Source organism: Psychrobacter sp. 78a-MNA-CIBAN-0178, from assembly GCF_040309625.1.
Taxonomy (GTDB): Bacteria; Pseudomonadota; Gammaproteobacteria; order Pseudomonadales; family Moraxellaceae; genus Psychrobacter; species Psychrobacter okhotskensis.
Genome location: NZ_JBEOOZ010000017.1, coordinates 22417 through 34822 on the forward strand (window position 1 = coordinate 22417; position 12406 = coordinate 34822).

Here is a 12406-nt window from a genome sequence, read left to right on the forward strand (position 1 = left end):
TTACAGTCCTTGTCCTAGCGACATACTACCATCAGGCATGATGGTAATCACCTCACCCACCAAGCGCGATTCATGACGCACTTCAATCGTTACCGGTGTCGCTTGCCCAGTACCAAACCATAATATTTGCGGTACCGTTTGATCGGTAAACCAAGGTTGTAGCGTTTGAGTCTGCCCAGCATTTGCAGCAGCGTTACCAGCATCTAAGCTTTGCACACTCAAACTCACTCCAGCAGGCAGTTCAGGTAAGGTAACTTCGGGTTCAATCTCCCAACTTGGCGTTGCTACGTCCCCATTCACACCTGACATCCCAGACAAATCGGTAGACAACTCCATGGCATTTTTAGCACGACTGTCCGTACGATCTGAAGCGGCTTCAGCCGTTTGATAGGCAATATAAGGATTTGATAAAGTGACAATAACGGGGTTTACTTGACCTTGTTTATCCGCTTGTAAGCTTAAGCCCATCGGCTGCATACGCTCAGCGGATAATAGCCTAACGTAGCTCAGCGAATCGGTAAGGTGTTCATAAAAGGCACGGTTTTTTCGAGACTCACTACTACCAACTGATAAGCTCATCATGCCAGCAAAAATAGACAGAATGACCACAACCACTACAATTTCGACAAGGGTAAAGCCCGCTTGCCCGATATGCCTAGGCGCGTGAAGAGCTGGTATTGAAGATATCGAGGAAGTCGGTTTTGACATACAGAAGTCATCTAGAATGGCGTCATCCTACTAAAAAATAACGCTATATTGAATGGTATAAACAAGACGAAAGACGTGACGAGTTATAAAAACTATAAATCTGTACACATATTAAAAAATAAATTTAACGTGCTGCCATACAGAATATAACAACACAGATTTTTATAAAAGAATAGCTGCTTATGTTCAAAACATAATAACAAGCTAGTAATTGGTATTACGATGCTCTTCGGACTCAGTATCGATCTGCTCCACCAGCTCTTGCATATCCTCATCCATCACCTCATCATCGTCGGCAGGATAATGGCTAGGCAACTCGAGCATTTGCTGAACGAAAGCATAACGCAAGGTATCACGGCGACCCAAGTAGCGCTGATAAAAACTTGAGTTCAATAATCCTGCGCCGCCCTGACCCATCGCCCAAATCGAGGACAAGTAATCACGCGTACTTAAATTGCTGTGCTGCTCCTGTAAATACGCACTGATAATATCAATCAAACGCTTCATACGCTGACGGCGAATATCGTACAACTCACCAAACAAGCGATTGAGACCTGTCACTGATGCTGCCAAACGCTCTTCGATTTGATTGAGGAGCATGGCTTTTTGTGGATTGAATAATTGCTGAAAAATCATACGGGCCACACCAGCCGATGGGCAGTCATCAATTCGATTGATCTCAAACAGCTGCTCTTCATAACGAATAATAATACGCAAGTAAAGCTCATCTTTACTGGAGAAATGCTTATATAAGGTGCCTTTAGCCAAATCAAGCTGGTCTGCCAAACTGTCTAAAGTGATATCACCATCGCCTGACTCAAGTAACAGTTGCTCTGCCATCGCTAAGATATTCTCTTCTCGTGCCTTGAACTGATGCTGACGACTCATAATCTCTCCTAAAACCTGACAAGATTAAGCATATGACCATCGTATAGATTAGTGCGTCGGCAACAAGAGTATGAGGCTATACAAAGTCTGCTCGAAGACTACCAAGGGGAATATGCTTATGTTTGCTAAATAGTCATTGATAATCATATGCTTACGTTTGAGATAACAACTAAAAATAACGTAAAGCAATAACACTATCTAATAAATGACTGAGTGGTCATAGCATAACCATTTTAATGATACTGTGCCAGTAAATTTTCAAAGTTTTTTGCAGTCATTGCACCAACGTCATCGCTACTACAGCCATACATCTCCGCCAGACAACTCGCAACGTAAGGTACATAAGCGGGCTCATTAGGTCTACCACGTTTAGGAACAGGCGCTAAATAAGGACTGTCGGTTTCGATAAGCAATCGGTCTCTAGGCATATTTTTTGCTGCATCTTTGATATTTTGCGCGCTTTTAAAGCTAACAATACCCGAGAATGAGATATAAAACCCTAAGTCTAGCGCCTGCTTCGCGGTCTCCCAATCTTCGGTAAAGCAATGAATGATGCCGTGTTCCGCCCCTTCCGCCTTTAGGATATCAATGGTATCTTCTTTGGCATCACGCATGTGTATGACCAGTGGTTTTTTCAAGCTTTGGCTGGCATGAATATGGCGCGCAAGGCTGGCTTGCTGCTCTTTTTTGTTCTCCGTCGACCAATAATAATCTAACCCCGTCTCCCCTATGGCCCACACATGCTCGGCATCGGCAGTTTCTATCAGACGTTCGACCGTCGCTGATTGTAATACGCTGATATCTTCACAAGGGTGGATACCGACGCTCATGCCGAGATTTAACGTTTCATCACCATAAGTGCTGACGATTTTAGCAATTTCATCATATTCAGCAAAATCACACATAATGGCCATTGCTCGGGTGACATTAGCTTCTTTCATGGCAGCAATCGCGCCGGATAATTGACCATCGTACTTGGTCAAATCCAAACGGTTAAGATGGCAGTGGCTATCAGTAAACATAAACAATCTCGTTAATAAAATAGAAAAATTAGGTTTGAAACGTTAAATGAATAGGGTTATTTATTGCTCTAAAGCGAGCTGTTTTCAAGTAAGGTTTAACGATACACTATCAGATAGTTAATAAATCATAAAAGCGGTTTGTTAGCAAAAACATTGCGTCATCTACTCACTCTTCATAAGCCCTTTATTATGAACCATAAAAAAACCATCAGCCTCTCCCCCATCATAAAAACCCTATTACCCAAACAACTATACAAAAAGCGGTTTTTGTTACAAGACAAAGGGCACAACAATCATATCAAGATTGCTAAAGACGTACGCATCATTGGCAATTCAGCCATTACCATTCGTAAAGGTCATGGCAATCACATCACTATCGGTAAGGGCGGCAAATTTAATCAGTTAAAAATCGACATTAACGGCAGTCACAATCAAGTCACGATTGGAGAAAAAGTTAAGTTCTCAGGGCAATTATTGATCGTTGGCAACCATTTGCATATTTATATCGGTGAGCATACTACCGCCATCGACTGCTATATTCTGGCACGTGATAAAAGTGTGACCATTGGTAAATCTTGCATGATATCGCGCGGTATTGAAATTCGAGCGACTGACGTCCACAAGGTTTACGATATAGACTCTAATAAGAGGTTAAATCCTGCTCACTCTAACGTCATTTTGGGCGATCATATTTGGATTGCTGCCAATGTAACTGTCTCTAAAAACGTTACTATCGCTAGCGGTTGTATCATTGCAGCCGGTGCATTTGTCAATAAACCAGTGACCACACCAAATTGTATGGTGGCGGGCGCGCCTGCAAAAATCATTCGCCAAAATGTACGCTGGGAGCGTTAAAGACTCAGGGTATAAGGCTAGTTTTACCATGCCAAACTTTGCTATTTAAAATTAATGTAACGGCACCACACGCATCACCTCTTCTAAGGTCGTCACCCCTTCACTGATACGCTTCGCACCCGATAAGCGTAGCGGCTGTACGCCTTCACGGTAGGCTTGTTGTTTCAATACATCCAAATTGGCATCAGCTGCCACCAGTTTTTTTAGCTCATTCGATAACGGCATAATCTCATATAGACCAACGCGACCTTGATAGCCGGTATGGCGACAGTGCTCACAACCCTGCGCTATATAAATTTGTGCTGGTACAGCAGCGCGCCAAGGCTGTACCAGCTCTTGCCACTGTATCGCAATTTCACTGTCTGGCGTAACATCGACTGCTTTTTTACAATGCGGACATAACGTACGTAGCAAGCGCTGCGCCATTACGCCTAATATCGTCGCTGAGGTCAAAAACGGCTGAATGCCCAAATCATGCAAGCGAGTGAGTGAACTGGGTGCATCATTGGTATGCAACGTCGAGAGCACCAAATGTCCCGTCAGCGATGCTTGCACGGCCATATTAGCAGTCTCAGCATCACGAATCTCACCGACCATAATAATGTCTGGGTCTTGGCGCATCAAAGAGCGAATGCCGTCAGCGAAGTGCAAATCAACACCCGGATTAACCTGCATTTGGTTAAAAGCGGGCTCAATCATCTCGATAGGATCTTCAATGGTGCAGACGTTGACTTGTTCTGTGGCTAGCTGCTTAAGCGTACTGTATAAAGTGGTCGTTTTACCTGAACCGGTCGGGCCGGTGACCAAAATAATGCCGTTTGGATGCGCGGTCAACTCGTGCCATGTCTCAAGCTGCTTGCCAGACAAACCAAGCTGAGCAAACGAGCGCACCAATACTTCGGGGTCAAATACCCGCATGACCAGCTTTTCACCAAAAGCAGTCGGCATGGTAGAGAGACGTAGCTCAGTCTCTAACCCTTTTGGCGTACGGGTTTTTAGCCGGCCGTCTTGCGGTTTGCGCTTCTCTGCGACATTTAAACGGCCCAAGATTTTAATCCGTGCTGTCACCGCGACGATAATCGCCAGCGGCATCTCATAAACGGTGTGTAATACGCCATCAATACGAAAGCGCACTTTTCCGGTCTCGCGACGTGGCTCCAAATGAATATCACTGGCGCGTTGCTCAAAGGCATACTGCAACAACCAATCGACAACCCTGACGATGTGTTGGTCATTGGCATCGGGATTGGTATTGTCGCCAAGCTGTAACAACGCCTCGACATTGGTGACATCAGCCGCCGCACGCTTATGTAGAGAGTTTGCCCCAGCAATCGCTTGCGTGACTTGATAAAACTCCTGTCGATAGCGATTGATCTGTTCAGGATTGATATAGACCGTACGATAGCTTTTGGACTTAATTAACTTTTCTATATTAGAGTGCCAGTCTGTATAAAACGGCTGATCGGTACCGATGACCACTTCATTTAACGTGACCTCAATCGGCAAAATATGCTGCGAGCGCGCATATTCGAACGACATCAGCTGCGTGACGGCTGGCACATCAACTTTCAGCGGATCAATACGCACAAGTGGCATGTCTGCTTTGGCCGCTAGCCATTGATTGAGCCATGCTATCGTTAATTTACTCTCAGCATGACCATCAAGCGCATGATCATCAAACGCATGATCATTAGGCAACCCAAACTCACTAATCGTCAGAAGCGGATGCTGCGCCTTGTCACGGCGACTGGTTATCACCAGATTATAGCCGCGCTGATCAATTACTCTATCTGCTAGTAATTCATCAAGACACCAACGTAAATCAATCACGATCGAATATTTTTGAGCAGACATATTTTTCTTCTTTTATTGGTCAATAAATATTTCACAAATCAGCAGTTTATAGCTTTCACTTTCATGGCTTTGATAAAGCATAAATACAGTGCGCCAATTTCATGCTAAGAAGTCACTGCTACAACGGCCGTTATTTGCAACTGTCCCGATTCTATCAGCTGAAAGCTGACATCAACAGATTTATAGCGCATGGTAAAACGCTTATTTAACTCGGTGCGCCGATAGGCAGGACGTGGATCTTGGGCGATTAAGGCTTTGATAGTGTCTAGATCAGCCATCATTAACTGTTTTTGAGTTTTATCAATGACTGCTTTAACTGATGATTGCTTATTTTGAGCATTTTCTACCGCTGCATTTTGCGCACTTTGATTGGCGACAATTTGCAAAAACTGCTCATAAGCCAGCTCGATAATCGTCACATCCAACAAGTGCGGCGCAGTTTGCGCAAAACCACTTTTTGCATGACTCAATGCATCACTATAAGCCACATAAGGTTTGATATCGATAATGGGCGTCCCATCTATCATATCAGCACCGCTGATGATAATTAATACCCGACCTTGTATCACCTCAATACGCTCAAGTTTCACCACAGACAATCCCAAAGCGGATGGTCGATACATACTACGACTGGCAAACACGCCTATTTTTTGATTACCACCAAGCCTTGGCGGTCGAACTTGTGGTCGAAAACCGCTACCTGTGGTATCAAGTTGGTCGTTTTGATGTTCCTGTTCGTTTTTGTGATTCTGATTGTCTTTATATAAATAGTTGTGATGAAACTGCCAGCTGATCCAAATATGGCTAAAAGTGTCTAAGCCAATGAATGCCGCTGGCGTATCGTAAGGCGCTAGCATCTCAATCACACTAGTCAGCGCCACCAAATTCGGTTGTCTTGGCGCACCAAACTTCTGTGAGAGCGGCGCACGATGGTAGCCAATGATTGGTGCTCGATGCTGGTCATTCAACAAAGCATTATCGCCAGACATATGGTCACTCCACTGATAACAAACGGTCTTTATCGAGCCAATTGGCTCAAGCATACAAAATTACTCACTAACGATATTCCATTTTATCATGGTACATCGTGGCTGCTAGACAGATTTTTATTTTAAAGTTTGGTATTATGAGCGTGAAATTTATTGAGAATGGCTTGCATTCATACAATACCTATAGTGCTTATGAGGACAAAAACCTTATGACTAGCCTACGATTCCTTGTATAAATGTAAAAAAAATGCTTTGTAACTTGCTTCATACATTCACAATATTATTGGTTTTTGGCTAAAAAATATTTCAAAGCATGAGCATTTATAGTCATTTTAATATTTTAATAATAATTACCCGCTTATATATGATTAGCGTCCAACAGCTATCATTGAAAATTCTAATTTCATACTCATTTACACTTAACGATAAAAATAGCGACTTATTAACGAGGACTTTATGTCAAAACTTCGCACCGAAACGGTTACAGAGGTTCATCATTGGAATGATGCCTTATTTAGCATCAAAACCACACGTGACGATGGCTTACGCTTTCGCAATGGCGAGTTTGCGATGATTGGTCTCGCTGTCGATGGCAGACCACTGCTACGCGCTTATTCGATTGCTAGCCCTAACTATGAAGACCATCTAGAGTTCTTTTCTATCAAGGTTCAAGACGGCCCTTTGACCTCACGCCTACAACATATCAAAGTCGGCGATGAGCTATTGGTCAGCAAAAAGCCCACCGGCACGCTAGTCTTAGACGATCTACTACCCGGTAAACACCTTTATATGTTGTCCACTGGTACGGGGCTTGCGCCATTTTTGGCCTTGGCACGTGACCCTGAGGTTTATGAGCGCTTTGATAAAATCATCTTGGTGCATGGCGTTCGTTATGCAGATGATTTGGCGTATCGTAACATGTTCGAAAATGAGCTGCCCAACGATGAAATCTTTGGCGAATGGTTCCGCGAGAAGTTTATCTACTATCCAACGGTTACTCGCGAAGAATTTAGAAATCAAGGCCGTGTAACCGACTTAATGAAATCAGGCAAACTTTTTGAAGATATTGGTTTGCCACCGATGAATAAAGACGATGACCGTGTCATGATCTGTGGCAGCATGCCATTCAATGCGGAAGTCTCTGAGATTTTAGATGGTTTTGGTCTCACTGTGTCGCCACGCATGGGCGTGCAAGCGGACTATGCGGTTGAGCGCGCCTTTGTCGGTTAAGATTAATGTGATTAAAAGCACAATTATTATAAATAATTCTTGACGCTAAAAAATAGGCTGCTATAATACGCAGCCTATACAGAGAACACTGTAGCCCAATTCGATAAGGTTTGGCACAATAGACTTTATCACCTAACATGCCAGTGTGATGGAATTGGTAGACATGACGGATTCAAAATCCGTTGCCTTTAAAAGCGTGTCGGTTCGAGTCCGACCACTGGTACCACTATACGAAACCCTTACAGTCTATAGATTGTGAGGGTTTTTTATTGCGTGAATTATTTATAAATTGGTCGAGTAATAACAGCGTAAAATAAAATTTTGATACTATCTTGATACTTTAATACATCTGCATGTTCACGTATTATAGTGCTATTAATATAATAACTGCGGCGTGACGGATGAATTATGAAAGTTAAGCTTAGTAAGAAGTTTATCGATTCAGTTGCATATGCTTCAAATGGTACAGACATCTACATGGATGAAGTATTAACGGGTTTTGCACTTCGTGTGGGTAAGCAATCTAAGAGATACACGCTTCATAAACGCATCAATGGTAAGCTCTATCGTGACGAAGTTGAAGAAACACATCTAATCACTTTGACTGAAGCTCGTGAAAAAGCGAGCACGATGATGGTCAACATAAAAAAGGGACTTGATGTTTACGATGGTTATCACGCTACTCCAAAGTTAAAAGACATTCAAGATTCTGATATACCAACACTTAATGAAGCATATACCTACTTTAAATCTATGAAGCCAAATCTTGCCAGCCGTACTATTGAAACTTATGATCAGCAAATACTTGGTCGACTCGATGACTGGCTTGATATATCGTTAAACGATATAACTAAAACTATGATAAGTGAAAAACATAAGGAAATCAGCAAATCTAGTCCAGCTCAAGCGAATGCTACTATGCGAGCTCTTCGATCAGTATGGAATTATTGTCAAGATAGCTTCTTAGATGACGATGAGGAGTACATAATAAAGGATCAACCCATTCGAATACTGAATGCCAAAAATGATTGGAACAAAATTAAACCTCGTACTCGTCATGTTGAAGAAGAGTATTTAGGAGTATATTTTAGAACTTTGATTGAACACCGTGACGGTAGTTCTTTCAAACAAGCATCTTATAGCAATAATGCTCGTGATCTTTTACTGCTTTTTATGTTTGCTGGAGTTCGCTTAAATGAAGCGCAGACACTAAGATGGGAAGATGTAGATCTTGACGCTGCTCGTATCGTTTTTAAAGCCACTAAAAATGGTTCTGATTACCATATGCCTACTGGAAAAATACTTCAAGCCATACTTAGTGAACGCTATAGATTGAGCAATGGAGAGCGTTGGGTATTTCCGAGTGATTTGAAAAGAAATAGCGACCACGTTAAAGATTTGAGCGGTAGTTATCATTCAATATCAAACAAAGCTGGCTTGCACATTACGCCTCACGATTTGCGTCGTACATTTGGCACTGTCGCTAATGGTCTTAATGTAACCTATCCAGTGTTAAAGAGACTGCTCAATCATCGTGAGGCTAAATCTAGTGATGATGTGACACTACATTACATACAGGTATCACAGCGACAATTACGTGAAGCTTTAGATGAGATTGAAGCTTTTTATTGCAAGCATATAGGAATGACTCAAGATGAGGTGATTAAGAGTCTCTTACAGACATAACTTCATATAATTTTTTAAAGTTCTGTACAACTAACTAATCGATAGAACATGTAATGACATTTTGATTAGGAGACATACTATGGGTATCAAACTTGAATTTGGTATGACACAGAATAGTAGAGATCAAAAAATCTGTGTTGATTATTGAGCATATGATCATAAGGAGGATTATCTTGAACATGTACAAATGCTATGTCAGAAATATAGAATCAGCTCAAATCTATTGTTTGAGACGATTGCTCAATGTTACGCTTGTTTAGATGATATGCTCTGTGAGTACTGTGCAAGTGCTTGCCCGGTAGAGATGCCAGCAGATATCCTATATATGCGTGCTCAAGATAGTTGGTGTTGTATGGTTTGCAAAAACGCAGTATGGCAAAAGGATTACGTTTGATCGCTTTCAAACTTATATAGTAATTATTGCAAAATCTACAGTAGTAAATTACATTATATGATTTTTTATAAACAATCATATATGCCAATTATTCTGATTAAACTGGTTCACTATCTCTAGTAACCCATTTACCAAACTCAAAACTCTCGTTATATTTGATTTTGAAACTGTTGTTTACAAGGTAAACACATTCCGTATTAAGAGTTGTATTCGAAGTATAGAATTTTTCTGTATTAAGACCTAAATGCTTTATAAAAAGCGGCTTAGTGAAAAATTTTTTTAAATAGGTACTATATTGACCATCTCTATCTATGACAAAACCACATTCAACACAAGTGTTGACTATAAAAACTTTGTTAAGTATTTCACTACGCACCTTTTTTATGGGTGAAAAAACATAATTCTTAGAAAAATGTGTATTAATAATTCTAAGCTCTTTATCGCTACAATCTTTTATTTTCTTAGAACGTACTTTATAGTCTTCTTTATATCTCACCTCAGAAATTATCGGATTGGAGTAACCACATTTAGCGCAAGAGTCTTTACTCACCCCTAAAGTCATCTCAGTGATACCGTTGGATTTAAATCTAAACTTTGTAGAGGTGAATCGCTCATAAGGTATAAAAACTAGGCCCTGTGAAACCAATCTTTGTATAAAATTCTCTAATGGTAGTGTAATAGGCTTAAATGAACGGTGGTTGTACCGACTACTGTTGCTGTCTAGCTTATTCACGTTATAAATCATATAAGCTTGATTGCCCTGCGTCTTATTTCTATAAATAGAGAATACAGGTATGTCTTTCGTACTATAGGCATAATCGCCTGTAATTGCGTTGGTATCTTTAATTGAGCCACTTCTAAGCAACCACGCACACCTTACACCTGATTGAGCATATTTTTCTTGTCTGCGTTTTGTTTCTATAAAAGTTTGAGGGCTCCATTGCACTTCAATTGCAATCTTAGCTTTACCTTTTTCTACGTAGATATCTGCTATCCATTCCTCCCCACTAGGGGTAACCCCTCTTTTTTCGACTTCTACATTCCAACCGTTTCTATCTAATTCTTTCATAACAAGATATTTGATATGCATGTGTTCGGCAGTTTCACCACCAGTCGAGCAGTTAGAGTCTTTAGGTTTTGCCTTATGAGCGAAGAACTGCGTACCTAGCTTACTTGTCTTTAGTATTGCCTGATTACCACAGCAAGCCATATTGAAACTGGACGCTTTATCTTCTTTTAAAGCTATCCAATCTTTTAAGCTATATATAAAACTATAGATTTTTTCATCGTTTTTTGTGCAAATAAAAGCCATATTGACCCTTAGTTATTTTGACTTTTGATCTAGCAATACATTCTTATATATATTCATGCTTTATAAGATGATCGCGCATAATTAGGGTTTACCTTCTCCTATGCCTTTACCTTCGTATCCAGTAAAAACCGCGTGAATTGACTCAAGCGCTTTGAACCGCCCCGACTATATCGGAGACTTGATTGCTTGAGTCAGGCAGCTTTGTCTGACTCAATAAAACTATCATAGTATCGTCTCTCAAACTCAAAAGGCGACACATAGCCAATCGTACTATGAATGCGAGTTTTGTTAAACCAATCGACCCATTCAAGGGTTGCTAATTCAACATCACTCACACCTTGCCACTGCTGTTTTAAATATTCAATCACCTCCGTTTTATAAAGTCCGTTAACCGTTTCAGCCAACGCATTATCGTATGAATCACCTGTCGTGCCAACAGATGCAATGACGCCAGAATCAGCCATCTTATCAGTATAGCGAATTGATAAGTACTGAACGCCGCGATCACTATGATGAATGACATCTTTAGGATGGTTTCTGTCTGCAATGGCTTGGTTTAGTGCTGCCATCACCATATCAGTGTTCATACGATCTGATACTTTCCAGCCAACGATAGCGCGAGCAAATACATCAATGATAAAGGCGGTATATACCCAGCCACTCAGTGTCTTTATATAGGTAAAATCAGCAACCCATAGTTGGTTAGGGCGATGGGCATTAAAGTTACGATTAACCAAATCATCAGCACGCTTTTGATCGTCACGAGACTTAGTCGTTATCTTACCTTTACCTCGCCAAATACCCTGCATTCCATGCTGACGCATTAAACGCTCTACAGTGCAGCGTGCAGGATGTATACCCTCTGCTTTCAACTGTTTCCAGACTTTACGAGTACCATAACGGCATTTGCTGTCCTGCCAGATACGTTTAATCTCATTAAGATAGAAATCGTCATGCTGACTACGCTGTGAACGCTTCTCCGGATTGTCGTTTAAGTCTTTGGTACGATAGTATATGGATGGGGCAATCGGCAAGACTCTACAAATAGCTAGAATGCCATAAATAGATTTATTCTCGTCGATGAATTGAACCATCACTAAGGTTTGCGGTCTATTTCCGCCTGGGCGAAAAAAGCGGCTGCTTTCCTTATGATCTCATTGGCTTGTTTTAATTCTTTGTTCTCACGTTCAAGCTCTTTGATGCGCTCGGCTTGGCTTTGAGCTTGAATCTTTGCAGGAATGGTTTTATCAATGTGCTTTTTATGCCATGATCGTAGGGTCTCAGGCGTGCAACCTATCTTTGGCGCTATGGCTTTGATGGCTGACCAGGTGGATGGGTAATCGTCTTTAGCTTCAATTAGCATACGGACGGCGCGCTCTTTCATTTCAGGAGTGTAGGTTTGTCTTTTCATTGTCGTATTCTCTCAGAATGTTAAGTCTCCGACAATACCGGGGCGGTTCAATGTGTG

10 protein-coding genes, 1 tRNA gene and 1 other annotated feature are annotated in these 12406 nt (G+C 41.4%); of the genes, 4 read left to right on the forward strand and 7 right to left on the reverse strand.

Features of this window, described 5'->3' with window-relative positions; genetic code table 11:
* The 3 genes from AAEY80_RS10065 to AAEY80_RS10075 all read right to left on the reverse strand — a co-directional run bounded on the left by AAEY80_RS10065 (window position 1) and on the right by AAEY80_RS10075 (window position 2618).
* Window positions 1–708 carry a prepilin-type N-terminal cleavage/methylation domain-containing protein gene (locus AAEY80_RS10065; protein ID WP_101210876.1) on the reverse strand — a complete coding sequence of 236 codons (708 nt, stop codon included), beginning with the start codon at window positions 706–708 and terminating at the stop codon, window positions 1–3.
* Window positions 709–912: 204 nt separating this feature from the next.
* Entirely contained in the window at window positions 913–1596 is a 684-nt protein-coding gene (locus tag AAEY80_RS10070; protein ID WP_025650823.1) for a TetR/AcrR family transcriptional regulator, read from the reverse strand.
* 233 nt (window positions 1597–1829) lie between these two features.
* Entirely contained in the window at window positions 1830–2618 is a 789-nt protein-coding gene (locus tag AAEY80_RS10075) for a TatD family hydrolase (RefSeq protein ID WP_025650824.1), read from the reverse strand.
* Between the two features lie 189 nt (window positions 2619–2807).
* Between AAEY80_RS10075 and AAEY80_RS10080 the strand changes: the two genes are divergently transcribed.
* On the forward strand, window positions 2808–3473 hold the full coding sequence (locus AAEY80_RS10080; protein WP_101210877.1) for an acyltransferase: 666 nt from the start codon (window positions 2808–2810) through the stop codon (window positions 3471–3473).
* A gap of 51 nt (window positions 3474–3524) precedes the next feature.
* On the opposite strand, the gene tfpB is transcribed toward AAEY80_RS10080, so the two are convergent.
* A complete protein-coding gene (tfpB, locus tag AAEY80_RS10085; protein WP_101210878.1) occupies window positions 3525–5327 on the reverse strand; it encodes a type IV pilus assembly ATPase TfpB in 1803 nt (600 codons plus the stop codon).
* Window positions 5328–5431: 104 nt separating this feature from the next.
* Complete coding sequence (locus tag AAEY80_RS10090) at window positions 5432–6316, reverse strand: tRNA (N6-threonylcarbamoyladenosine(37)-N6)-methyltransferase TrmO (protein ID WP_101210879.1); 885 nt, start codon at window positions 6314–6316, stop codon at window positions 5432–5434.
* A gap of 456 nt (window positions 6317–6772) precedes the next feature.
* Here AAEY80_RS10090 and AAEY80_RS10095 point away from each other — a divergent pair, with 456 nt between their 5' ends.
* From AAEY80_RS10095 to AAEY80_RS10105, 3 genes are all read left to right on the forward strand, one after another.
* On the forward strand, window positions 6773–7546 hold the full coding sequence (locus tag AAEY80_RS10095; RefSeq protein ID WP_201567614.1) for a ferredoxin--NADP reductase: 774 nt from the start codon (window positions 6773–6775) through the stop codon (window positions 7544–7546).
* A gap of 139 nt (window positions 7547–7685) precedes the next feature.
* Window positions 7686–7772, forward strand: a tRNA-Leu gene (locus AAEY80_RS10100).
* A gap of 182 nt (window positions 7773–7954) precedes the next feature.
* The gene (locus AAEY80_RS10105) at window positions 7955–9232 is read left to right on the forward strand and encodes a site-specific integrase (protein WP_025645715.1); all 1278 of its coding nucleotides are present in this window, start codon (window positions 7955–7957) and stop codon (window positions 9230–9232) included.
* 491 nt (window positions 9233–9723) lie between these two features.
* Here AAEY80_RS10105 and AAEY80_RS10110 read toward each other — a convergent pair whose 3' ends face one another.
* Both AAEY80_RS10110 and AAEY80_RS10115 read right to left on the reverse strand, forming a co-directional pair.
* The gene (locus tag AAEY80_RS10110; protein WP_025650830.1) at window positions 9724–10938 is read right to left on the reverse strand and encodes a competence protein CoiA; all 1215 of its coding nucleotides are present in this window, start codon (window positions 10936–10938) and stop codon (window positions 9724–9726) included.
* 191 nt (window positions 10939–11129) lie between these two features.
* A protein-coding gene (locus AAEY80_RS10115; protein WP_413771506.1) for an IS3 family transposase occupies window positions 11130–12349 on the reverse strand; the annotation gives its coding sequence in 2 pieces (ribosomal slippage) (window positions 11130–12064 and window positions 12064–12349; 1221 coding nt in all).
* Window positions 11958–12074, reverse strand: a sequence feature (AL1L pseudoknot). Its footprint overlaps the gene before it by 117 nt.
* Window positions 12350–12406: the final 57 nt, after the last annotated feature.

Excerpts from the sequence above, each read along its gene's own strand:
- AAEY80_RS10065 (WP_101210876.1), bottom strand. The coding sequence starts at position 708 with ATGTCAAAACCGACTTCCTCGATATCTTCAATACCAGCTCTTCACGCG.
- AAEY80_RS10070 (WP_025650823.1), bottom strand. The coding sequence starts at position 1,596 with ATGAGTCGTCAGCATCAGTTCAAGGCACGAGAAGAGAATATCTTAGCG.
- AAEY80_RS10075 (WP_025650824.1), bottom strand. The coding sequence starts at position 2,618 with ATGTTTACTGATAGCCACTGCCATCTTAACCGTTTGGATTTGACCAAG.
- AAEY80_RS10080 (WP_101210877.1), top strand. The coding sequence starts at position 2,808 with ATGAACCATAAAAAAACCATCAGCCTCTCCCCCATCATAAAAACCCTA.
- tfpB (WP_101210878.1), bottom strand. The coding sequence starts at position 5,327 with ATGTCTGCTCAAAAATATTCGATCGTGATTGATTTACGTTGGTGTCTT.
- AAEY80_RS10090 (WP_101210879.1), bottom strand. The coding sequence starts at position 6,316 with ATGTCTGGCGATAATGCTTTGTTGAATGACCAGCATCGAGCACCAATC.
- AAEY80_RS10095 (WP_201567614.1), top strand. The coding sequence starts at position 6,773 with ATGTCAAAACTTCGCACCGAAACGGTTACAGAGGTTCATCATTGGAAT.
- AAEY80_RS10105 (WP_025645715.1), top strand. The coding sequence starts at position 7,955 with ATGAAAGTTAAGCTTAGTAAGAAGTTTATCGATTCAGTTGCATATGCT.
- AAEY80_RS10110 (WP_025650830.1), bottom strand. The coding sequence starts at position 10,938 with ATGGCTTTTATTTGCACAAAAAACGATGAAAAAATCTATAGTTTTATA.